20 protein-coding genes are annotated in these 20,181 nt (G+C 59.3%); 6 read left to right on the forward strand and 14 right to left on the reverse strand.

The window, feature by feature from the left end; genetic code table 11:
• The first annotated feature begins 16 nt into the window (after nt 1-16).
• Together pdxH and LRO94_RS07335 are read left to right on the forward strand one after the other, a co-directional pair.
• Nucleotides 17-664 (forward strand): pyridoxamine 5'-phosphate oxidase, encoded by a 648-nt coding sequence (gene pdxH, locus LRO94_RS07330; RefSeq protein WP_122752593.1) that lies wholly within the window; start codon nt 17-19, stop codon nt 662-664.
• Between the two features lie 264 nt (nt 665-928).
• A complete protein-coding gene (locus LRO94_RS07335) occupies nt 929-1,393 on the forward strand; it encodes an outer membrane lipoprotein (protein ID WP_003189251.1) in 465 nt (154 codons plus the stop codon).
• Nucleotides 1,394-1,470: 77 nt separating this feature from the next.
• On the opposite strand, the gene nhaA is transcribed toward LRO94_RS07335, so the two are convergent.
• Nucleotides 1,471-2,646: a Na+/H+ antiporter NhaA gene (nhaA, locus tag LRO94_RS07340; RefSeq protein ID WP_095184026.1), complete on the reverse strand. Its 1,176-nt coding sequence runs from the start codon at nt 2,644-2,646 to the stop codon at nt 1,471-1,473.
• Between the two features lie 216 nt (nt 2,647-2,862).
• On the opposite strand from nhaA, the gene LRO94_RS07345 reads away from it, so the two are divergent.
• Nucleotides 2,863-3,957 (forward strand): PLP-dependent cysteine synthase family protein, encoded by a 1,095-nt coding sequence (locus LRO94_RS07345; protein ID WP_099601287.1) that lies wholly within the window; start codon nt 2,863-2,865, stop codon nt 3,955-3,957.
• A gap of 122 nt (nt 3,958-4,079) precedes the next feature.
• Here the strand turns inward: LRO94_RS07345 and LRO94_RS07350 are convergent, their stop codons facing one another.
• The 3 genes from LRO94_RS07350 to LRO94_RS07360 form a co-directional block, all read right to left on the reverse strand.
• On the reverse strand, nt 4,080-5,693 hold the full coding sequence (locus LRO94_RS07350) for an NAD(P)/FAD-dependent oxidoreductase (RefSeq protein WP_099601288.1): 1,614 nt from the start codon (nt 5,691-5,693) through the stop codon (nt 4,080-4,082).
• Between the two features lie 105 nt (nt 5,694-5,798).
• Nucleotides 5,799-6,470, reverse strand: coding sequence for a COG3650 family protein (locus LRO94_RS07355; RefSeq protein ID WP_032891587.1), 672 nt, complete (start codon nt 6,468-6,470; stop codon nt 5,799-5,801).
• A 97-nt stretch (nt 6,471-6,567) separates the two neighbouring features.
• Complete coding sequence (locus tag LRO94_RS07360; protein WP_032891585.1) at nt 6,568-7,167, reverse strand: short chain dehydrogenase; 600 nt, start codon at nt 7,165-7,167, stop codon at nt 6,568-6,570.
• Nucleotides 7,168-7,270: 103 nt separating this feature from the next.
• On the opposite strand from LRO94_RS07360, the gene LRO94_RS07365 reads away from it, so the two are divergent.
• Complete coding sequence (locus tag LRO94_RS07365; protein ID WP_122752594.1) at nt 7,271-8,179, forward strand: LysR family transcriptional regulator; 909 nt, start codon at nt 7,271-7,273, stop codon at nt 8,177-8,179.
• Here LRO94_RS07365 and LRO94_RS07370 read toward each other — a convergent pair.
• From LRO94_RS07370 to LRO94_RS07410, 9 genes are all read right to left on the reverse strand, one after another.
• Nucleotides 8,176-8,661: a DoxX family protein gene (locus LRO94_RS07370; RefSeq protein WP_032891582.1), complete on the reverse strand. Its 486-nt coding sequence runs from the start codon at nt 8,659-8,661 to the stop codon at nt 8,176-8,178. The genes LRO94_RS07365 and LRO94_RS07370 overlap by 4 nt on opposite strands.
• Nucleotides 8,658-9,434 carry an HvfC/BufC N-terminal domain-containing protein gene (locus tag LRO94_RS07375; RefSeq protein WP_122752595.1) on the reverse strand — a complete coding sequence of 259 codons (777 nt, stop codon included), beginning with the start codon at nt 9,432-9,434 and terminating at the stop codon, nt 8,658-8,660. The genes LRO94_RS07370 and LRO94_RS07375 overlap by 4 nt, the downstream gene beginning before the upstream one ends.
• The gene (gene bufB / locus LRO94_RS07380) at nt 9,431-10,306 is read right to left on the reverse strand and encodes an MNIO family bufferin maturase (RefSeq protein WP_371260763.1); all 876 of its coding nucleotides are present in this window, start codon (nt 10,304-10,306) and stop codon (nt 9,431-9,433) included. Before bufB ends, LRO94_RS07375 begins: the two co-directional genes overlap by 4 nt.
• Nucleotides 10,307-10,332: 26 nt before the next feature.
• Nucleotides 10,333-10,629, reverse strand: coding sequence for a BufA1 family periplasmic bufferin-type metallophore (gene bufA1, locus LRO94_RS07385; protein ID WP_032891579.1), 297 nt, complete (start codon nt 10,627-10,629; stop codon nt 10,333-10,335).
• A 238-nt stretch (nt 10,630-10,867) separates the two neighbouring features.
• Entirely contained in the window at nt 10,868-11,569 is a 702-nt protein-coding gene (locus LRO94_RS07390; RefSeq protein ID WP_010212366.1) for an ABC transporter ATP-binding protein, read from the reverse strand.
• A 1-nt stretch (nt 11,570) separates the two neighbouring features.
• Nucleotides 11,571-12,338 (reverse strand): high-affinity branched-chain amino acid ABC transporter ATP-binding protein LivG, encoded by a 768-nt coding sequence (gene livG, locus LRO94_RS07395; protein WP_012722652.1) that lies wholly within the window; start codon nt 12,336-12,338, stop codon nt 11,571-11,573.
• The gene (locus tag LRO94_RS07400; protein ID WP_095184031.1) at nt 12,335-13,588 is read right to left on the reverse strand and encodes a high-affinity branched-chain amino acid ABC transporter permease LivM; all 1,254 of its coding nucleotides are present in this window, start codon (nt 13,586-13,588) and stop codon (nt 12,335-12,337) included. Before LRO94_RS07400 ends, livG begins: the two co-directional genes overlap by 4 nt.
• Nucleotides 13,585-14,508: a high-affinity branched-chain amino acid ABC transporter permease LivH gene (livH, locus tag LRO94_RS07405; protein WP_003172375.1), complete on the reverse strand. Its 924-nt coding sequence runs from the start codon at nt 14,506-14,508 to the stop codon at nt 13,585-13,587. The genes LRO94_RS07400 and livH overlap by 4 nt, the downstream gene beginning before the upstream one ends.
• A gap of 229 nt (nt 14,509-14,737) precedes the next feature.
• The gene (locus tag LRO94_RS07410) at nt 14,738-15,865 is read right to left on the reverse strand and encodes a branched-chain amino acid ABC transporter substrate-binding protein (protein ID WP_032891577.1); all 1,128 of its coding nucleotides are present in this window, start codon (nt 15,863-15,865) and stop codon (nt 14,738-14,740) included.
• A gap of 340 nt (nt 15,866-16,205) precedes the next feature.
• Here LRO94_RS07410 and LRO94_RS07415 point away from each other — a divergent pair, with 340 nt between their 5' ends.
• Both LRO94_RS07415 and LRO94_RS07420 read left to right on the forward strand, forming a co-directional pair.
• The gene (locus LRO94_RS07415; protein ID WP_099601291.1) at nt 16,206-16,511 is read left to right on the forward strand and encodes a DUF2288 domain-containing protein; all 306 of its coding nucleotides are present in this window, start codon (nt 16,206-16,208) and stop codon (nt 16,509-16,511) included.
• 256 nt (nt 16,512-16,767) lie between these two features.
• The gene (locus LRO94_RS07420; protein WP_122764887.1) at nt 16,768-17,859 is read left to right on the forward strand and encodes a hypothetical protein; all 1,092 of its coding nucleotides are present in this window, start codon (nt 16,768-16,770) and stop codon (nt 17,857-17,859) included.
• 36 nt (nt 17,860-17,895) lie between these two features.
• Here LRO94_RS07420 and LRO94_RS07425 read toward each other — a convergent pair whose 3' ends face one another.
• The gene (locus LRO94_RS07425; RefSeq protein WP_179179432.1) at nt 17,896-20,073 is read right to left on the reverse strand and encodes a hypothetical protein; all 2,178 of its coding nucleotides are present in this window, start codon (nt 20,071-20,073) and stop codon (nt 17,896-17,898) included.
• Nucleotides 20,074-20,181 lie beyond the last annotated feature (108 nt).

The following is a 20,181-nucleotide window of genomic DNA, read 5'->3' on the forward strand; positions in this document are numbered from 1 at the left end:
AGAAGGATAAAGCCGCATGACCCAGGCACTGGCCGATATGCGCCGTGACTACACACGGGACGGTTTGAGCGAGGCCCAGGCCCCGGGCGAGCCGTTTGCGTTGTTCCACCAGTGGTTTGCCGATGCGGTGAACACCGAGCAGCCTCCGGTGGAAGCCAATGCCATGACCCTGGCTACGGTCGACCAGGAAGGTCGCCCGCACTGCCGCATCCTGCTGCTCAAGGGCTTGGATACGCAGGGCTTTACCTTCTTCACCAACTATCAGAGCGCGAAGGGTGAACAACTCGCGGCGCGGCCGTTTGCAGCCATGACGTTTTTCTGGCCGACCCTGGAGCGCCAGGTGCGCATCGAAGGGCGGGTGGTCAAGGTCACGCCTCAGGAGTCGGATGCTTATTATCAGGTCCGTCCTCTGGGCAGCCGTCTCGGCGCTTGGGCTTCCCCGCAAAGCCAGGTCATTCGTGACCGTGAAGAACTGCAAGACCTGCTCACGGCCACTGAGCAGCGCTTCAGCGATACCCAGCCCGACTGCCCCGAGCATTGGGGTGGCTATCGTCTGCTGCCGGAGCGTATTGAGTTCTGGCAAGGTCGTGCCAGCCGCCTGCATGACCGCTTGAATTACCGCCTGCAAGGGGGCGAGTGGACCCGCGAGCGCCTGGCGCCCTGAGCGTCACCTTTCGTCACTTCATCTGAATGTTGTTCGCAGCACCGACGTCTCTATGGGAGAGACTTCGGTCGCATGCGGCTGCGCGGCTACAATGATGAAACCGTTGTGACATCTCTTGGTACACGAACTGAGCTACCGTTTGTCGAGTTTTCCGGTGTACGCAGTCTGTACTCAGGCTGAATGAAAGCAGTTTTCTGCGGTGCTTGCCGTGACAGGCGCCAAGCCGCAGCGTCTAATGAACACCTGTCCTTTGGAGTTGATGCTATGCGTAAGTCCGTTTTACTGGTTGCCTGCTTTACCACCCTGTCGCTGCTGCTGGGTGGCTGCGCCTCAAGTTTGACCGGCGATTCGTATTCCCGTGATGAAGCGCGTCGTGTACAGACCGTGCGCATGGGTACCATCGAATCCCTGCGTCCGGTGAAAATCGAAGGCACCAAGACCCCAATCGGCGGCGCTGCCGGCGCAGTCATCGGCGGCGTTGGTGGCAGCGCCATCGGCGGCGGCCGTGGCAGCATCGTCACTGCTGTGATCGGCGCAGTCGCTGGCGGCCTGCTGGGCTCGGCCACTGAAGAAGGCCTGACCCGCACTCAAGGCGTGGAAATCACCGTTCGCGAAGACGATGGCAGCATGCGCGCTTACGTCCAGGCTGTGCAGGAGAACGAAATCTTCCGCATTGGCGACCGCGTGCGCATCATGACGGTCGATGGTACCAGTCGCGTTACCCGTTAATCGGTAAGCAGCAGGTAAAGAAAAACCCCAACCGGGTGACCGGTTGGGGTTTTTTTGTGGGCGCTGTTTCTGGGGGATCAGGCTTTTTTACGACTCGCCATCGCCGTCACCAGATATCCAATACATGCTGCCAATATCGACCCGGTCAGAATCCCCATTCGATCCTCGCCGGCAAATTCGCTGGCGCCCGGCACGAATGCCAGGGAGCCGACGAACAGGCTCATGGTGAAGCCGATACCGCACAGGATCGCCACGCCGAAGACTTGGCCCCAGTTGGCGCCGTTAGGCAGTGTGGCGAGACCCGTCTTGATGGCCAGCCAAGTGAGGCCGAACACACCGATGGTCTTGCCGATCAGCAGGCCGGCGGCAATGCCCATGGGCACGTGGTGGGTGAAGCTCTCCAGGCTGACGCCGGTGAGGGAAACGCCAGCGTTAGCGAAGGCGAACAGCGGCAGGATGCCGTACGCCACCCACGGGTGCAGAGCGTGTTCGAGGGTCAGCAGCGGCGAGGGCTCGGCGTTCTTAGTGCGCATCGGGATGCAGAACGCCAGCGTCACGCCGGCCAGTGTGGCGTGCACGCCACTCTTGAGCACGCATACCCACAGGATCAGGCCGACGATCAGATAGGCCCAGAGCTTGATCACTCCGAGGCGGTTCATCGCGATCAAGGCCACCAGACAGGCGCCCGCGCCAGCCAAGGCTGCACCGGACAAATCGGCGGAATAAAACACTGCGATCACGATGATCGCGCCCAGGTCATCGATGATCGCCAGGGTCATCAGGAACAGTTTCAAGGACGTCGGGACGCGCTTGCCCAGCAGCGCCAACACGCCCAGGGCGAAGGCAATGTCGGTGGCCATGGGGATTGCCCAACCGGAGAGGGCGGCGGGGTAGTCCTTGTTGATCGCCCAGTAGATCAGCGCCGGCACCACCATACCGCCGATGGCGGCTGCACCGGGCAGGACCACTTGCGACGGTTTGGACAGATGGCCGTCAAGCAACTCGCGCTTGACCTCCAGGCCTATCAACAGGAAGAACAGAGCCATCAGGCCATCGTTGATCCACAACAAGGCTGGCTTGTCGATTTTCAACGCGCCAATCTGCGCCACCACCGGCACGTCGAGAAACGCGCCGTACAGGTGGGACAACGGTGAGTTATTGATGATCAATGCCAGGGCCGCAGCGGCGATCAACAACAGACCGCTGGCGGCTTCCAGCTGGAAGAAACGAGTGAAAGTGCTACGCAGAGCCAAGGGGTGCTCTCCAATCCGGATTCAATAGGCGGGTACCCTAACCCGTACCGTTAGTTGTTAAAACAAAAGTTATATTCTTATTTGTTATAAGCAAGGGGCAGGTTCAGCGTTGCGTCAGGGGCTTGAAATTGTGTGTCCAATTGAGACGTTACTGTATCTGTGTCGAGTGTAGGAAAGATCCTAATATTGACCTGGAAATTCTTAGAGAAACCGACCATGAGTGACCATCGTCCCTGGGCTCGCGAAGCCATTCGTATCATCGAAGCAGACTTCCAGCGCAGCGCTGACACCCACCTGATCCCCTTGCCGCTGCCAGGTTTGCCGGGTATCGAGTTGTACTTCAAGGACGAGTCGAGCCATCCCACCGGCAGCCTCAAACACCGGCTGGCCCGCTCGCTGTTTCTGTATGCGCTGTGCAATGGTTGGCTCAAGCCCGGAGCACCAGTGATTGAAGCCTCCAGCGGCTCCACGGCGATCTCCGAAGCCTACTTTGCTCGGCTGCTCGGCCTGCCGTTTATCGCGGTGATGCCGGCCACCACTTCCCAGGAAAAAATCGCGCAGATTGCCTTCTATGGCGGTAAGAGCCATCTGGTAAAAGATCCCACACAGATCTATGCAGAATCCGAGCGCTTGGCGCGGGAAAGTGGCGGTCACTTCATGGACCAGTTCACCTACGCCGAGCGCGCTACCGACTGGCGCGCGAACAACAACATCGCCGAGTCGATCTTCCAACAGATGCGTTTCGAGCAGCATCCCGAGCCGAGCTGGCTGATTTCCAGCCCCGGCACCGGCGGCACCACGGCGACATTGGGTCGCTACGTGCGGTATCGCCAGCACGCCACCCGCGTGCTATGCGCCGATGCTGAGCGATCGGTGTTTTTTGACTATTACCAGACGGGTGACGCCAGCCTGCGCCTGGACTGCGGTTCGCGTATCGAAGGCATTGGCCGGCCACGGGTCGAGGCGTCGTTTTTGCCGAAGGTGATCGACGCAATGGTCAAGGTCCCGGATGCGCTGTCACTGGCAGCCATGCATTACTTGGCAGAGCGATTGGGGCGGCGAGTGGGCGGTTCCAGCGGGACCAACCTGGTTGGCGCGTTGGTGGCAGCGCAGCAGATGAAGGCTGCGGGGGAGTCGGGTTCTATCGTGGCGATCTTGTGCGATGGTGGCGAGCGATACGCCACAACCTATTACAACCCGGTGTGGTTGGCGGGGCAGGGGTACGAGTTGCAAGGGCTGATCGCGGCCGTTGCGGCCAGTGTGGAGCGGGGCGAGCCGCTACCGGATTGCATCCTGCGCGCTAACATCTGAAATCACGCAAAAACCGTGTGGGAGGGAGCCTGCTCCCGATGAATGTGGACCAGTCACATGTGTCCTGACTGATCCACTGCTATCGGGAGCAAGCCCCCTCCCACTTGTGAACACGGATGTGCTCAGGCCTCGATGCCCAACATATCTCGCGCCAACGCCTCGGCAATTCGAATCCCATCAACACCCGCCGACAAAATCCCACCGGCATAACCGGCGCCTTCACCGGCCGGAAACAGCCCTTTCACGTTCAGGCTCTGCATCGATTCGTCACGGGTTATCCGCAGCGGCGACGAAGTGCGCGTTTCGATACCGGTCAGTACCGCATCGTGCAGCGAGTAGCCTTTGATTTGCTTCTCGAACGCTGGCAGCGCTTCGCGGATGGCTTCGATGGCGAAGTCCGGCAGCGCCAACGCCAGGTCGCCCAGGGCCACGCCAGGCTTGTAGGACGGTTCCACACTGCCGAGGGCAGTGGACGGCTTGCCGGCGATGAAATCACCCACCAGTTGTGCCGGGGCTTCGTAGTTGCTGCCACCGAGAATGTAGGCGTGGGACTCCAGGCGTTCCTGCAACTCGATACCCGCCAGCGGGCCACCGGGGTAGTCCACTTCCGGCGTGATGCCGACCACGATGCCGGAGTTGGCATTGCGCTCGTTACGTGAGTACTGGCTCATGCCGTTGGTCACAACGCGGTTCGGCTCGGAGGTGGCCGCCACCACGGTGCCGCCAGGGCACATGCAGAAGCTGTAGACCGAGCGACCATTCTTCGCGTGGTGCACCAGTTTGTAGTCGGCGGCGCCCAGCTTCGGATGCCCGGCGTATTTACCCAGGCGCGCGGCATCGATCAGCGATTGAGGGTGTTCAATGCGGAAGCCCACCGAAAACGGCTTGGCCTCCATGTATACGCCACGACCGTGAAGCATGCGGAAGGTATCTCGGGCGCTGTGGCCCAGTGCCAGAATCACGTGCCTGGACAGGATCTGCTCGCCGCCATCCACCACCACGCCGTTCAGTTGGCCGTCTTCAATCAGCACGTCAGTCACGCGTTGCTCGAAACGCACCTCACCGCCCAGGGCGATGATCTGCTCGCGCATGTGTTCCACCACGCCGGTCAGGCGGAAGGTACCGATGTGCGGTTTACTGACGTAGAGGATTTCTTCCGGCGCGCCGGCTTTGACAAACTCGTGGAGTACTTTACGGCCGTGGAATTTCGGGTCTTTGATCTGGCTGTAAAGCTTGCCGTCGGAGAAGGTGCCGGCGCCGCCTTCACCAAACTGCACGTTGGACTCGGGGTTCAGTACGCTTTTGCGCCACAGGCCCCAGGTGTCTTTGGTGCGCTGGCGCACTTCCTTGCCGCGTTCGAGGATGATCGGCTTGAAACCCATCTGTGCCAGCAGCAGCCCGGCGAAGATCCCGCACGGGCCAAAACCGACTACGATCGGCCGTTCAGCCAGGCCTTCGGGCGCTTGGCCGACTACTTTGTAGCTGACATCCGGCGCCGGGTTGACGTTGCGGTCATCGGCAAACTTGAGCAGAAGGGCGGCTTCACCCTTCACATCCAAGTCGATGGTGTAGATGAAGCACAGCTCCGACGATTTTTTACGGGCGTCGTAGCTGCGTTTGAAGAGGGTGAAATCGAGCAGGTCATCACTGGCGATGCCCAGGCGCGCCAGGATGGCAGGCCGCAGGTCTTCTTCGGGATGGTCGATGGGCAGCTTGAGTTCGGTGATTCGTAACATGACGGGATCCGGTGTGCGGCATTCGGTAAGGCCGGCGGTTTTGCAAACCGGCGATTATAAGCCCCAACGGTGGTGTCCCGTCATGCTAAAAAGCGCAGGACACTATCAATCGTCCCGCGAACCACCGAAAGCCGCGCAGCCACGCTGGACTTGACCGTTGATCCGCAATTCGGCGGTCATGTGTTGCAGGCTGCCGCTGACGCTATCCACACAACGTTGCGGAGCCACCCACAGCTCGATGTGCTGGTTGTTGGCTTCGGTCATCAGGTTAAAGCGGCCGTCGCCGATCTGCTCTTCTACATAAGGTACGGCCAAAGGCGGCTGGCCTTCACGTTCCAGCACCATGCCCTTGGCGGTGACGTTCATCGCCCAGGCCGGCTTGTGGCCGTTGGCGCGCAAGATCATGCGTTTGAAATCGGGGTCGTCGCAGGCCGAGGTCGACCGTTCGACACGGTAGAGCTGTTGCAACTCCACTTCGCCCTGAGTGCCGGTGGCGACGCCCGAAAACTTACCGCGCAGGTCGGCAAACAGCGCACCTTGCTGGCCGGCCAGGGAGGCGGCTTCCTGCAGGATGCTGGTGCCGCCGGTGTCCTTGACCACGTAGTTACGTTGGTCGTGGCACGCTTGGAACAACAGTTTGTCGCCTACGGCTGTGAGTTGGCCCTGCATGCGGGTCAGCCCAACCGTAGACGGCTTGGCCGGCTCGCTCTCGAAGACCTGACACGCGGTTAGAAAGGGAAGCAAAGCACACAAAGCAAAGGTACGGGCGGCACGCATTATCGGGGTCTCCAGGCAAGTGCCGCCACGTTACGCAGGCTGGCGGTGCATCACAACCCCGCTGTCCCGCTTCAGGTAATTCTTACAACCCTTACATTCAGCCAACCATAAATGTCTGGCCGGTCTGTAGGCCTTCTACGCTTTTAGCGTAGGCCAAGGCCACGTCAGCGCCCGGAGCCGGCTTATAGCCTCGGAAGTAAGGTGCGTAGCTGCCCATGGCCTCTTCCAGCACTGTGGGGCTCACGGAGTTGATGCGCAGGCCTCGTGGCAATTCGATCGCTGCCGCTTTGACAAACGCATCGAGTGCACCATTGACCAGCGCCGCAGAAGCGCCAGTCCGAATCGGATCACGGTTGAGAATGCCACTGGTGAAGGTGAACGAGGCGCCGTCGTTAGCATACTCGCGGCCGATCAGCAGCAGGTTTACCTGGCCCATCAGCTTGTCACGCAGGCCAAGTTCAAAGTCGTTTTCGCTCATATCACCCAGCGCCACGAAATTCACGCTACCGGCCGCGCAGATGAGGGCGTCGAATTTACCGGTTTGCTCAAACAACCTGCGGATTGACGCGCTGTCGCTGATATCCACTTGGAAGTCGCCGCTGGTGCGGCCAATGCTGATCACCTCATGACGCTGAGCCAGTTCGGCCTTGACTGCCGAGCCGACGGTGCCACTCGCGCCAATCAATAGGATTTTCATGGTGCTGTTCCTCCAGTGATAAGTGAGGGCTCAGTCTAGGGTGGCTTTTTCGCTGGATAAACGTGGTAATAGGCAACCTTTGGTTTTCAAATGGAAACAATCCATGAGCGAGATGGATGACCTGGCGGCCTTTGCCGTACTGATCGAAGCCGGCAGTTTTACGGTGGCCGCCGAGCAACTGGGCTGCAGTAAGGGCCAGTTATCCAAGCGTATCTCCCAGCTGGAAGCGCAGTTTTGTGTGGTGTTGTTGCACCGCACCACCCGCAAGCTCAGCCTGACCGCTGCCGGCGCGGCGTTGTTGCCACAGGCCCAGGCATTGGTGGTGCAGGTGGAACGTGCGCGTCAGGCACTGGCGAGGCTCAAGGACGATCTGGCCGGGCCGGTGCGTATGACGGTTCCCGTTTCATTAGGCGAAACTTTCTTCGATGGCTTGTTGCTGGAATTTTCCAAGCAGTACCCTCAGGTGCAGATCGAGATTGAACTCAACAACAGCTATCGAGACCTCGCGCGTGATGGATTCGACTTGGGCGTGCGTTCGGGTGCGATTGAAAACGAGCGCCTGGTGGCCAAGCCTCTGCTGGCCTGGCATGAGATGACTTGCGCCAGCCCCGCCTATCTGGAGCTGCACGGCGAACCGCTGACCCCGGCGGATCTTGCGGCGCACACCTGCTTGCTCAACAGCCACTACAGCGGCCGCGAGGAATGGCTGTATCACCAGCAGCACGAGTTGTTGCGGGTCAGGGTAAGCGGCACCTTTGCCTCCAACCATTACAACTTGCTGAAGAAGGCAGCGCTGGTAGGCGCTGGTATTGCCCGGTTGCCGTCCTACGTGCTGCCGACGGAACTGGCCGACGGTCGATTGCGCTGGTTGCTGCGTGACTATCAGACTCGAAGCCTGCCGATGTACCTGGTTCACCCTTATCAAGGTGGCCTGCCCAGGCGCACCCAGGTTCTGGCCGACTACCTGGTGGAGTGGTTCAAGCGCAGCGGCGAGGCGTTGGATCGTCTTTAACGGTAGCGGCGGGCGATCAAGTGGTCGATGGACAAGCAACCAGGGCCCTTGGCAACCAATAGCAACAGCAGCGCAAGCCAAGTGCCGTGGGTGGGGTAGGCGTCCGGGTACACGAACAATTGAATGACCAACGTCATGCCAATCAAGGCCAGGGCCGAGAAGCGCGTGGCGAACCCCACCAATATCAGTACCGGGAAAAAGTGCTCTGCAAAAGCCGCCATGTGCGCGGCCACTTCCGGCGATATCAACGGCACGTGGTACTCACTGCGAAACAGCGGCAGTGTCGAGGCGGCGAGTGAGGGTTCACCGAGTTGGAACGTGCCGCTGACCAGATCGATGGCGAAGCCTTCTACCTTGGTTTGCCCGGATTTCCAGAACACTGCCGCGATGGAAAAGCGCGCAATAAACGCGATCAGGCTGTAGGGGATTTTCTCGAAAAGAACTATGGCCTGTTTGATCCGGCACGAAGGGCTAGTGTTCATGGCGATACCTTTTGTTCTGGGAGCAAGTGAGTGATGGCGTCGTGGTTGATCAGCAGTGACAGACACTGGTGCAGGTCGAACTCGGCGCAGGCTTTAAGCGCATCCGCCACGGCCATTTCCAATGCGGCGCCGTGGTTCAGGCTATTGATAAAAGCGACAGCGCCGCCGTCGACGGCGAAGACCTTGACGATCAACCCCTGGCGCAGCACCAATGCACTTTGGGCTTTGTAAGGATCAAGAGTGGCCAAGGCGCCCTCGGTCTGGTGCGCCGCCCATACCGCAACCACGGCGTAGGCTGAGTTCAAAGCGGCAAGGGATGGGTGCAGCCGTAGGCGCAATGCGCCCAGCTCCGTTTGGGCCTGCAGCTGTTGGAGGGCGGCTTGCTGACTCACCGCCGGCGTATCCGCCGCGTGATAGGCACGAACCCGCAAGCGTTCCAAGCGGGCCACGTCGGCCAGATAAGGCACACTGGAGGCCGGATCGAAACCCTGGATGAAGTCGGCGAATGTGCTGCCGTAGTCACTGATCAGTGGGCTGGTAGGCGGGTGCGCCTGGACGTAAACGCCGACCATGGCGCGGAAAAACTCATCGCCTACCAATTGCACTGTCACGGGATAGGCTGATGCCAGTGCATTGATCAATGAGCTGTGAACATTGTTGCGATATACCGCAAAGCGACTGGCCGGGTCGGCACCGTTACTGCTGAACAGGCCGTCCGGGCAGGGCAGGTCGGGTGCCAGCAAGGCGCTGGTGAAGGCGTCGTGAAGGCTCATGGGCGGACCTGCGATAAATAGTGCTCGGCCTGTTGGGCTTCAGCGTGCAAAACGTTAAAGGCCGGCACGTGGTTGTCACGTTCAATGAGCGTGGCGACCGGGCCAGTTCGTGTGAGCACCTGTTCGTACAGTTGCCATACGGCGTTGTTGATGGGGGCACCATGGTCGTCGATCAGCAGGCGATCACCCAAGTTATCGGTGTCCTCGCCAAAGCCGGCCAGGTGAATCTCGCCCACCGCGTGCAACGGCAGGGCGTCGATGTAAGTGAGCGGGTCGCGCTGGTGGTTGATACACGACACGTAGGCATTGTTCACATCCAGCAGCAAGCCACAGCCAGTGCGGCGGATGGTCTCGCTGATGAAGTCGGTCTCGTCCAGGGTAGAGCGCTGGAACTGCAAATAGGTCGATGGATTCTCTAGCAGCATGGGCCGCTTGAGCGTGCTCTGCACTTGGTCGATGTGTTCGCATACCCGGTTCAGCGTGTCTGCGTCGTAGGCCAGGGGCAGTAAGTCATTGAGAAACACCGGGCCGTGGCTGGACCAGGCCAAGTGTTCGGAAAAGGAGTGGGGTTGGTAGCGTTCGATCAGCGTTGCCAGGCGCGCCAGGTGCTCACGGTTGAGCGGGCCTTCGCCGCCGATGGACAGGCCCACGCCGTGCAGCGACAGCGAGTACTGTTGGCGAATCAACCCTAGGTAGTGATGAAACGGGCCGCCGGCCACCATGTAGTTTTCGGCGTGTATTTCAAAAAAACCGACATCGGGAAGGGTCTGGAGCACTTCGGTGAAGTGCTCGCTCTTCAGCCCCAGCCCGGCCCGACAGGGGAGGCCGGGCGCCTGAGCGTGTGAGACCGTGTGCTGGCGTGAAAGCGTCATGATCCGTACTCAGGCTGTGCAGGGTTTCACGACTTGGCGGTGAAGGCAGCTTCCTGGCCGAAACCGGTCGGCGAGGTGGAGCTGGGGGTTTGGGTGCAGGTGCCGGCGGGGACCAGTTTCCAGGCGTTGGCCTGATCCTTGGTTTTCGAGCTGCCGGCACAGGAGGTGCCTGCGCCTGCGGCGCAATCGTTCTTACCGGCTTCAGCGACGCCGAAGCATTTTTGCATGTCGTCGGCGGCGTGGACGGTGCTGGTCAGAGCGGAGAGGCTCAAGGCAGAACTCAGGGCGAGGACGAGGGACGCGGCGGACAGTTTGGTCGTCATGGTGTTTCTCCAGCAGTGGTTGAGTGGGCAGGCTTGATTGCCTGCATGCACCACTAGAGAAGGGAGGATTGAGTTCGTTACAAAGGCAGTTGAAAAACTTTCAAACGGTGCAAAACAAATGTGGGAGGGAGCTTGCTCCCGATGGCGGACTATCAGTCACATGCTCTGTGCCTGATATGCCGCCATCGGGAGCAAGCTCCCTCCCACATTTAGATCCGGTTTATTCAGCAACCGTCTCTTAGCCGCCCAAGTACGCCTCGCGCACCTTCGGATCCGTCAGCAACTGCTCGCCAGTGCCCTGCATCACCACACGACCGTTTTCCAGTACATAGGCGCGGTCGGCGATTTTCAGCGCCTGGTTGGCGTTCTGTTCCACCAGAAACACGGTCACACCGTCTTTGCGCAGCTGTTCGATGATGTCGAAAATCTGCTGGATGATGATCGGTGCCAGGCCCAGGGACGGTTCGTCCAGGAGCAACAGCTTGGGCTTGCTCATCAGCGCCCGGCCGATGGCGAGCATTTGCTGCTCGCCGCCGGACATGGTGCCGCCGCGCTGACTGAAGCGCTCCTTGAGCCGGGGGAACAGGTGCAGCACCTTGTCCATTTGCTCCTGGTAGTCGCCCTTGTCGGTGAAGAACCCGCCCATGGCCAGGTTTTCTTCGACGGTCAGTCGAGAGAACACGCGGCGGCCTTCCGGCACCACCGCAATGCTCTTGCGCATGATCTGCGAAGACTGCTGGCCCACCAGTTCTTCACCCATGTAGCGGATGCTGCCGCTGTGGGCCTGTGGCGAACCGCACAAGGTCATCAACAGGGTGGACTTGCCGGCGCCGTTGGCGCCGATCAGGGTCACGATTTCACCCTGGCGTACTTCCACATTGACGCTGTGCAGGGCCTGGATCTTGCCGTAGAAAGTGGAAACGTTTTCGAATTGCAGCATTTTACGCTTCCCCCAAATAGGCTTTGATCACTTCAGGATTGTCGCGGATCTGCTCCGGCGTCCCGTCGGCCAGGGGCGTGCCCTGGTTGATCACCACGATGTGGTCGGAAATGCTCATGACCAGTTTCATGTCGTGTTCGATCAACAGCACCGTGGCGTTGTTTTCTTCACGCAGCACACCGATCAGCGCCTTGAGATCTTCAGTTTCCTTTGGGTTCAGGCCGGCGGCTGGTTCGTCGAGCATGAGGATCCGCGGGCGGGTCATCATGCAGCGGGCGATTTCCAGGCGACGTTGCTGACCGTAGGCCAGGGTGCCGGCGGGACGGTTGGCAAACTCGGTGAGGTTGACCTTGTCCAGCCAGTACTCCGCGTATTCCATGGCCTCGCGCTCGCTTTTGCGAAACGCCGGGGTCTTGAACAGGCCTGCAAAGAAGTTGGTGTTCAGGTGACGGTGTTGGGCGATCAACAGGTTTTCGACCGCCGTCATGTCTTTGAACAACCGCACGTTCTGGAAGGTACGCACCACGCCCTTGCGGGCGATCTCGTGACCGGCCAAACCCTGGATCGGCTGGCCGTCCAGCAGGATGCTGCCACCGCTTGGCTTGTAGAAGCCGGTGAGGCAGTTGAACACCGTGGTCTTGCCGGCGCCGTTGGGGCCGATCAATGCAACCACCTGTTTCTCTTTCACGGTCAGGGCCACGCCGTTGACCGCCAGCAAACCGCCAAAGCGCATGCTCAGATTTTCGACTTTCAGGATCTCGCGGCTCATTTGCGCAGCTCCATGTGTGGACGTTGCATGGGCAGCAGACCTTGAGGACGCCAGATCATCATCAGCACCATCATGGCGCCGAACATCAACATGCGGTATTCGCTGAACTCACGCATCATTTCCGGCAGCAGGATCATCACGATCGCGGCCAGGATCACGCCCAGTTGCGAGCCCATGCCGCCCAATACCACGATGGCAAGGATGATCGCCGACTCGATAAAGGTGAACGACTCCGGTGTCACCAGGCCTTGGCGCGCGGCGAAGAAGCTGCCGGCAAAACCGGCGAACGCAGCACCCAGGGTGAAGGCGGAGAGCTTGATGATGGTCGGGTTCAGACCCAGGGCGCGGCAGGCGATTTCATCTTCGCGCAACGCTTCCCAAGCACGGCCGATTGGCATGCGCAGCAGGCGGTTGATCACGAACAATGCCGCCAGCGCCAGCAACAGCGCCACCAGGTACAGGAACACCACTTTGCTTACCGGGTTGTAGGCAATCCCGAAGTACTCGTGGAAGGTCTGCATGCCTTCGGCAGCGGTGCGGTCGAACGACAGCCCGAAGAACGTTGGCTTGGGGATGCTGCTAATGCCGTTGGGGCCGCCGGTGATGTCCGTGAGGTTACGCAGGAACAGACGAATGATCTCGCCGAAACCCAGGGTCACGATGGCGAGGTAGTCACCGCGCAGTCGCAGTACCGGGAAGCCCAGCAGGAAGCCGAACGTGGCCGCCGCCATGCCGGCCAGCGGCAGGCAGATCCAGAAGCTCCAGCCCAGATAGTGCGAGAGCAGCGCGTAGGTGTAGGCACCCACGGCGTAGAAACCCACATAACCCAGGTCGAGCAGGCCGGCGAGGCCCACCACGATGTTCAGGCCCAGGCCCAGCAACACGTAGATCAGGATCAGGGTGGCGATGTCTACGGCACCGCGCGAGCCAAAGAACGGCCAGATCAGCGCGGCCACGATCAGGCCGATGATGATGTAGCGCTGGGTGCGCGGCAGGGTCAGGAATTGGCTGACCTTAGGCGATACCAACGGACCACGGTTGCTCTTGAACAGAGCGCCGACCTGCTGGGTGAACAGCACACGCAGGAACATCAGCACCGAACACAGGGCGATGATGGTCAGGGTCACGGGACCGGTGCCATGCACTTCCAGGTTGATGCCGACAATGCTCAGCTTGAGGCCGAGTACCGGGAAGGCCACGGCCCACACCAGCAAGGCGCTGAAAAACGCCGATTTAAGATATCTGCTCATACTTTCTCAACCTCCGGACGGCCCAGGATGCCGGTCGGACGGAACAACAGCACCAGAACCAACAGGCCGAACGCCACGACGTCCTTGTACTGGTCGCCGAAGATATCGGCACCAAACGCCTCGGCCACACCCAGCACCAGCCCGCCGAGCATCGCGCCCGGGATACTGCCGATGCCGCCCAATACCGCTGCGGTAAAAGCCTTTAGGCCTACCAGGAAACCAGCGTTGGGGTTGATTACGCCGTACTGCATGCTCAGCAGTACCGCCGCGACGGCTGCCAGCGCAGCACCGATCACGAAGGTCAGGGCGATGATGTTGTTGGTGTTGATGCCCAACAGGTTGGCCATCTTGATGTCTTCGGCACAGGCCCGGCAGGCGCGCCCCAGACGGGAGCGGGAGATGAACAGGGTCAGGCCCAGCATGGCCACCAGGGTGACGACGAAGACCAGGATCTGCATGTAGGAAATCAGCACTTCTTCCGCACCACCTGGGCCGAAGGAGAAGCTCCCCGGGATCAGGTTGGGGATGGATTTATCCTTGGAGTCCTGAGACAGCAATACGGTGTTCTGCAGGAAAATCGACATGCCGATGGCGGAAATCAGCGGGATCAAACGGTTGCTGCCACGCAAGGGACGGTAGGCAACGCGCTCGATACTGTAGCCATAGGCACTGGTTACGACGATCGACGCAAGGAACGCGGCGGTCATCAACAGCGGCAGGGAGTGGATACCCATCATGGCCAGCCCGGCAAGGGCGATGAAGGCCACGTAGGAACCAATCATGTACACCTCGCCATGGGCGAAGTTGATCATTCCAATGATGCCGTAAACCATTGTGTAGCCAATGGCTATCAAGGCATAGGTGCTGCCAATGGTCAGGCCATTAACCAGCTGTTGGAAAAAATGATAGATCTCAGGCATTACAGCGCTCCTAAAAACCCGATACGCATTTCACTGGTGGAGTCATGTTCCGGCCCTGTGCTGTGTTCTGTGAGCACATTTGCACAAAGCGTTTGCCAGCGAACCGCTGGTGACGGTTTTAAGATTTTCAGGTGAGCCAGCGCCCGGATCGCGGGTGACAGGCCCATAAACCTCGTAAAACAAAGCCCACTGCTCTCACAGTGGGCTTGTTGGACCAGTAACGCCTGGCTTACTGAGGGGAAACTTCGGTTTTTGGTTTGCCGAAGTGCCATTCGTAGACCACGAACTTGAAGTCCTTCAGGTCGCCCTTGGCGTCGAAGCTCAGCTCGCCGGTAGGGGTCTTGAAGGTGCCCGCGTGGATGGCGGCAGCCACTTTGGCGGTGTCTTCGCTCTTGGCAGCGGTAATACCGCCGGCGATGACTTCAATGGCCGAGTAGGCCGGGAACACGAACGGACCGGTTGGGTCCTGCTTGTTCTTGGTGAACTCTTCAACGATGGCTTTGTTGGCTGGGTCGGTGTCGAAGGATTTCGGCAGGGTCACCAGCAGGCCTTCGGAAGCACCTTGGGCGATTTGCGAGATGGAGTCGTTGCCGACGCCTTCAGGGCCCATGAACTTGGCGTTCAGGCCTTTTTCCTTGGCTTGGCGCAGGATCAGGCCCAGCTCAGGGTGGTAGCCGCCGTAGTAAACGAAGTCGACGTTGGCTTGTTTGAGTTTCTGGATGATCGAGGAGAAGTCTTTGTCGCCAGCGTTCAGGCCTTCGAAGACGGCAACTTTGGTGCCTTTTTCTTCCAGGGTCTTTTTGACGGCGGTGGCGATGCCTTCGCCGTATTGCTGTTTGTCGTGCAGGACGGCAACGATTTTAGGCTTCACGTGGTCGGCGATGTAGTTGCCGGCCGCTGGGCCTTGGGCGCTGTCGAGGCCGATGGTACGGAAGATCAGCTTGTAACCACGGGCGGTGATTTCCGGGCTGGTGGCCGCCGGGGTAATCATGATCACGCCTTCGTCTTCATAGATGTCGGACGCTGGCTGAGTGGAGCTGGAGCAGAGGTGACCGACCACGAACTTAACGCCGTCGTTAACCACTTTGTTGGCGACAGCCACGGCTTGTTTAGGGTCGCAAGCGTCGTCGTATTCCTTGGCTTCAAGCATTTTGCCGTCGACGCCGCCTTTGGCGTTGATGTCGGCGATAGCTTGCTTGGCACCCATGAATTGCATGTCGCCGTATTGCGTTACAGGACCAGTCTTTGGACCGGCGATGCCGATCTTGATGGTGTCAGCTGCGAACGAATGGCCGGCAACCCCAGCCAGGACCATAGCGGCAAACAGTTTGGAAATCTGCTTAGTAGCCTTATTCATAGTGCTCCACTCTTACTGTTGTATTTTTTATAGTTCTAGCGGCCTTGTGAGCTGCAGAACCGGATCAGATATCTCGGATATCCCCCGGCAGTGCCCTGGCAACTGTACCGGTACAGTGTAGAGCGCCGGTTCATCGCTTGAAAAGCTGGCTGCTGGGGGCAAAACCTTGGCGTGTCGCTTAAATGAAAGAAAAAGACAGAATTGCGGCGGGGTGATGCCAGAGTTTCGGGCAATCCTTGGCTTTTCTGACACTTTCTATCGATGACTCATTTGCAACTGGGTTTTTCTACCTCGGTCGCGACGTTATGATTGCGCCGATTTTTTCCCAAGGTGAACTCCCATGACGCAAGAACCTAGCACCCTCTATGCCAAGCTGCTCGGTGAAACCGCCGAAATTTCCTGGAAGGAGCTTGAACCGTTCTTTGCCAAGGGTGCCCTATTGTGGGTCGACACCGGCTTGGATTTGATCGAAGCCGCCGAGGGAATGGCCGAGGACAACCGTGACAAAGTCGCTGCCTGGCTGGCCTCGGGTAGCCTGGGCGAAGTGTCTGCGACGCGGGCATTGGACCTGGTGGAGCGTGACCCGAGTTTGTGGGCGGTGGTGGTTTCGCCGTGGATATTGATCCAGGAAAGGGCAGCGCAATAGAGGTGAGCACTAAAACGGTGCGTGTTTTTCCGTGGCAAAAGTGTGTAGCGGAGTAACCGCAGATACGGTGATGGCATCTTGCCGTGGAGAAAGGTCACAGCTCAGGGTGACGTGCGCGTCATGGGAACAGTTATCTTGCGAGCGAATAGGCGGGAGAATTGTTTCTCAGTGTGAATAAAGCGTAGCGGCTGTCAGATCATGACATGGGAAAGGGTGAATTCCGGTAAAGTTCGCCGCTTGTCACCCGGAGCTCGTCATGCCGTCAGCGCTGCCCCCTTTAGCCAAGTCCTCGCACCAGCTGCTTTACCTTATTTACGGTAATCAGGACGTTTATCGGCGCGAAGCCAAGTTCAGTATCCTCACTGCCTTGTCCCAGCTCAAAGCGGGCGAGTCGTTGTGCATCCGTGTCATGACCGATCGCCCCCAGGATTACTTCGGCTGGCCGGTTGAGACCATCACCTTGGACGAGCAGACCCTGACCCAATGGCAGGGTGAAAACGGCTATGCCCACCGCCGCAAGGCGTGCGCGATTGCCCACGGGCTTGCGCTTGCGGACAAGACCCTGTTCGTTGACACCGACACCCTGTTTCTCAAATCCCCCCATCGCGTGCTTGAGCTGATCGAGCCGGGCCAGTACGTGATGGATGGCTTCGAATACGACTGGAGCTACGTGTGCAAGCGTCCTGACTACCTCAAGTTGGGCGAGCACCTACAGGCCCATGGCATCTCTGCCGATAACAGCTTCAAGCTCTACAACAGTGGCCTGTGCGGTGTCCGCGCCAGTGATGCGCCGCTGCTCGAAGCGTCCATCTGCCTGATCGACGAGTGGACCCAGCACTCGTTCGATATCCACACCATCGAGCAAATCGCGATTTCCTTTGCGATGCGCGAACAGAAGGTGCGCGAGGCGTGCAAGTTCGTGCATCACTACTATGCCGACAAGCGCTTCTTCCATGCCATGCAGGCGCACTTCTTCGCCCAGCACGGTGAGGTATTCGGCCCTGAGCTGGTAGCGCGTTGTCTTGATGTGCCGCGGGTCAAACCGGTGCCCTCGCCCTGGCAGCGACTGCGCATCAAATGGAAGCTGCGCAATCAGTGCAAGCGTGTCAAAAAGGTCGGCCGCGATCTGCTCTACGGCAGTTCGGCGCCCGAGCATCCGTACTACGACGTGTGCCGACATGGCTGGTGGGAATCGGCTTCGCGGGAGATTCGCGGCTGGGATGAGGCGGAGCAGCAGCGGTTTTTCGGCGCGAAAGACGCCGGCTGGCCGAAGCATATTCCCCGGCCTGCCAAGCGCGCTGACGAACAAACCATCCTCGCGTTCCTGCGCCAGCGCATGACGCAATGACGTTGCGACGGCGCCACGCGGCGCCGTCGCACAGTATCAGGCCGTTTTGCCGGTATGGTTATTCAACGAAATAACCTTGGTCTTACCGATGCGGTGACGATAGATCTCACGCAGGTACTTGATCGCTTTCTTCACGCAGTCCCGTGACAGGCGAATGTCATTGATCGATACGAACTTGTCTTTGTCGTTGATCAGCTCCCGGTACTTCTTCTCATACATCGGTTTGATCGCGTACCAGTTGGTGTCGAGGATCTTGGCCGGGTTTTCAAACTCGTTGAGCAGCTCGTCGATACGGTCTTCGTCGAAGTCCTCGTGGATGATGAAATCCAGGATCGAGTTGTCCAGCGTGTCATCGAAGCGGTACGGATTGCGCGCGAAGCAACGTTTGATAAACGCCACGATCAGCGTCAGGAAGTCATCCGACAGGCAGGGGCTCTTGGCAATCAGGGTGGTCAGCGACAGGTTGGCCGACGCGCCGATGACCAAGGCGTAGCGCTTGAGCGTGGTATTGGGGAACAGGCTGTTGAGGTGAGTCTTGAGCCGGTTCAGGTCCATGTAGGACAGTTTGTAGTCCTTGGGCAGCGAGACGATGGACACCACCGACGAGCAGTTCTTGAAGAAGTGCAGGTCGTGCAGCGCCGCTGCGTCATAGCCGGAATTCTTGTACTGCTCCAGGGACGCTTTGTAGCGCTTGGACTCGATTGGCAACAGGCTGATGCCTTCGATGGCCTGGGTGACCTTATTGAAGTGCGGCAGGTCGATGGAGCGGAAGAACAGATCGTCGATATTCAGGCGCTGGGGCTCCTTCTCGAAGACTTTGAACTTGTCATTCGAAGGAACCGGTGTTTCCGGAACCACGGACTCGGCGTAGGCAATCGCCACCGGGCCGGCCAGGCTCATGAATAGGTCGTTGGCGTCCAGGCGGATGGTTTCGCCGATGTCGATACCGGCGCGACGGAAGTAGTTCTGGTCGTAGTCGGTGGTCACGGCCTGGGCGGTGAGGATGTTGAAGATCTGCTGGGAGATGTACTGGTTGGCGTGTTTTTCCATGGCATTGACGTCAATGTTCTGGATGTTGCCGTCATCGCTTTCTTCGGCATAGCGCATGATGTCGTTGGAGATCAGCATCATCGCGTTCCATGGGCGGATACGCCCCTTCACGCTGGCTTCGCTGCTGTCTTCGTTGTCAAAGTTGTACGAGAAGTCCCACTCTTCCGAAAGGTATTTGCACAGCAGCCGGCCGGCGTTGATGTGCAGCGCCTCGGACATTTCACTGCGGTGATCGGAAATGTTCGGCAGCACACAAATACCGCTGGTGAAGATCGGCTCGAAGACGAAAGCATGGCCGCTTTTGCTGTCGTGCTCGTCGGCGGGCTTGGTGTCGAAGGTCTTGTTCATGTACGAGTGCTGCTGGGCCAGGCCGAATTCCGAGGCCATGCCTGAGCCGGTACCGCCACCGGCGCTGAAGATCGAGAAGTACAGGCGCGACTGGTTGGCCTTGATGCCGCAGGAGTCGATGAGGTACGAGTGGATCATCTTCCAGTCGGGGCTGGAAAAGCGCTGGGTGTCTTTGTTGAGGATGATCTTTGCCAGGTATTGGCCGAGGATCGGCGCGTTACCGGCGCCACCGGCATGGACTTCGGAGAGGTCCATGATTTTCATCTTGCTGTAGTCGCGCAGGAAGCCGCTTTTTTCGCCCTTGCGCGAGAAGCGAATACGCCCGGCGATGTCCTTGTCCAGGTCGCCGAGCATCACCAACGGTTCCACCAGGAACACCGGCTTGCTGGCCTTGCCGCCGCCCAGGCGCAGGTTATTGCGGATCCACTGGGCCGGACTGTAACCCTTGTCCAACGATTTATCTTCGTTGCTGAACTCGTTCAGGTAGAACTTGCGCGCGTTGTACACCAACTCCGCCACGTCCAGCGCAATGTTCGAACCGCAGCGGCCCAGGCCGATCAGGCATACCGACGGAAACTCTTGCTCGCTGCGCTGCTCGCCGTCCACTTCCAGATGAGGCGGGCGTGGAAACACCATGTCGCGCAGGCCATCGAGGTTATCGAGGATACGGTCGGTATTGGTTTCGGTGAAGTACAGGTATTGCTGGGTGGACAGCGGGCGGGCAGTGGTCAATGACGTTGAACCTGAGGGCTTCTGCGCAGGCGCTGCGAGCAACATGTCGGATACCACGGTGGCAGAGTTATTTTTAGAAGTCATTGTGCGCCATGTGCCTGGGCGGATGGCTGGAAGAATCAAAGGGCCATCACGGAATGGGAGTTCGCGACTTTGCAGTGCGTCCTTGTCCGGGACGATCGGGCTGACCCC

It is taken from the genome of Pseudomonas sivasensis (assembly GCF_021391435.1).
Taxonomy (GTDB): Bacteria; Pseudomonadota; Gammaproteobacteria; order Pseudomonadales; family Pseudomonadaceae; genus Aquipseudomonas; species Aquipseudomonas sivasensis.

Bases quoted from the DNA above. Each gene is read 5' to 3' on its own strand.
- pdxH (WP_122752593.1), top strand. From the start codon at position 17: ATGACCCAGGCACTGGCCGATATGCGCCGTGACTACACACGGGACGGT.
- LRO94_RS07335 (WP_003189251.1), top strand. From the start codon at position 929: ATGCGTAAGTCCGTTTTACTGGTTGCCTGCTTTACCACCCTGTCGCTG.
- LRO94_RS07345 (WP_099601287.1), top strand. From the start codon at position 2,863: ATGAGTGACCATCGTCCCTGGGCTCGCGAAGCCATTCGTATCATCGAA.
- LRO94_RS07350 (WP_099601288.1), bottom strand. From the start codon at position 5,693: ATGTTACGAATCACCGAACTCAAGCTGCCCATCGACCATCCCGAAGAA.
- LRO94_RS07355 (WP_032891587.1), bottom strand. From the start codon at position 6,470: ATGCGTGCCGCCCGTACCTTTGCTTTGTGTGCTTTGCTTCCCTTTCTA.
- LRO94_RS07360 (WP_032891585.1), bottom strand. From the start codon at position 7,167: ATGAAAATCCTATTGATTGGCGCGAGTGGCACCGTCGGCTCGGCAGTC.
- LRO94_RS07365 (WP_122752594.1), top strand. From the start codon at position 7,271: ATGAGCGAGATGGATGACCTGGCGGCCTTTGCCGTACTGATCGAAGCC.
- LRO94_RS07370 (WP_032891582.1), bottom strand. From the start codon at position 8,661: ATGAACACTAGCCCTTCGTGCCGGATCAAACAGGCCATAGTTCTTTTC.
- LRO94_RS07375 (WP_122752595.1), bottom strand. From the start codon at position 9,434: ATGAGCCTTCACGACGCCTTCACCAGCGCCTTGCTGGCACCCGACCTG.
- bufB (WP_371260763.1), bottom strand. From the start codon at position 10,306: ATGACGCTTTCACGCCAGCACACGGTCTCACACGCTCAGGCGCCCGGC.
- bufA1 (WP_032891579.1), bottom strand. From the start codon at position 10,629: ATGACGACCAAACTGTCCGCCGCGTCCCTCGTCCTCGCCCTGAGTTCT.
- LRO94_RS07390 (WP_010212366.1), bottom strand. From the start codon at position 11,569: ATGCTGCAATTCGAAAACGTTTCCACTTTCTACGGCAAGATCCAGGCC.
- livG (WP_012722652.1), bottom strand. From the start codon at position 12,338: ATGAGCCGCGAGATCCTGAAAGTCGAAAATCTGAGCATGCGCTTTGGC.
- LRO94_RS07400 (WP_095184031.1), bottom strand. From the start codon at position 13,588: ATGAGCAGATATCTTAAATCGGCGTTTTTCAGCGCCTTGCTGGTGTGG.
- livH (WP_003172375.1), bottom strand. From the start codon at position 14,508: ATGCCTGAGATCTATCATTTTTTCCAACAGCTGGTTAATGGCCTGACC.
- LRO94_RS07410 (WP_032891577.1), bottom strand. From the start codon at position 15,865: ATGAATAAGGCTACTAAGCAGATTTCCAAACTGTTTGCCGCTATGGTC.
- LRO94_RS07415 (WP_099601291.1), top strand. From the start codon at position 16,206: ATGACGCAAGAACCTAGCACCCTCTATGCCAAGCTGCTCGGTGAAACC.
- LRO94_RS07420 (WP_122764887.1), top strand. From the start codon at position 16,768: ATGCCGTCAGCGCTGCCCCCTTTAGCCAAGTCCTCGCACCAGCTGCTT.
- LRO94_RS07425 (WP_179179432.1), bottom strand. From the start codon at position 20,073: ATGACTTCTAAAAATAACTCTGCCACCGTGGTATCCGACATGTTGCTC.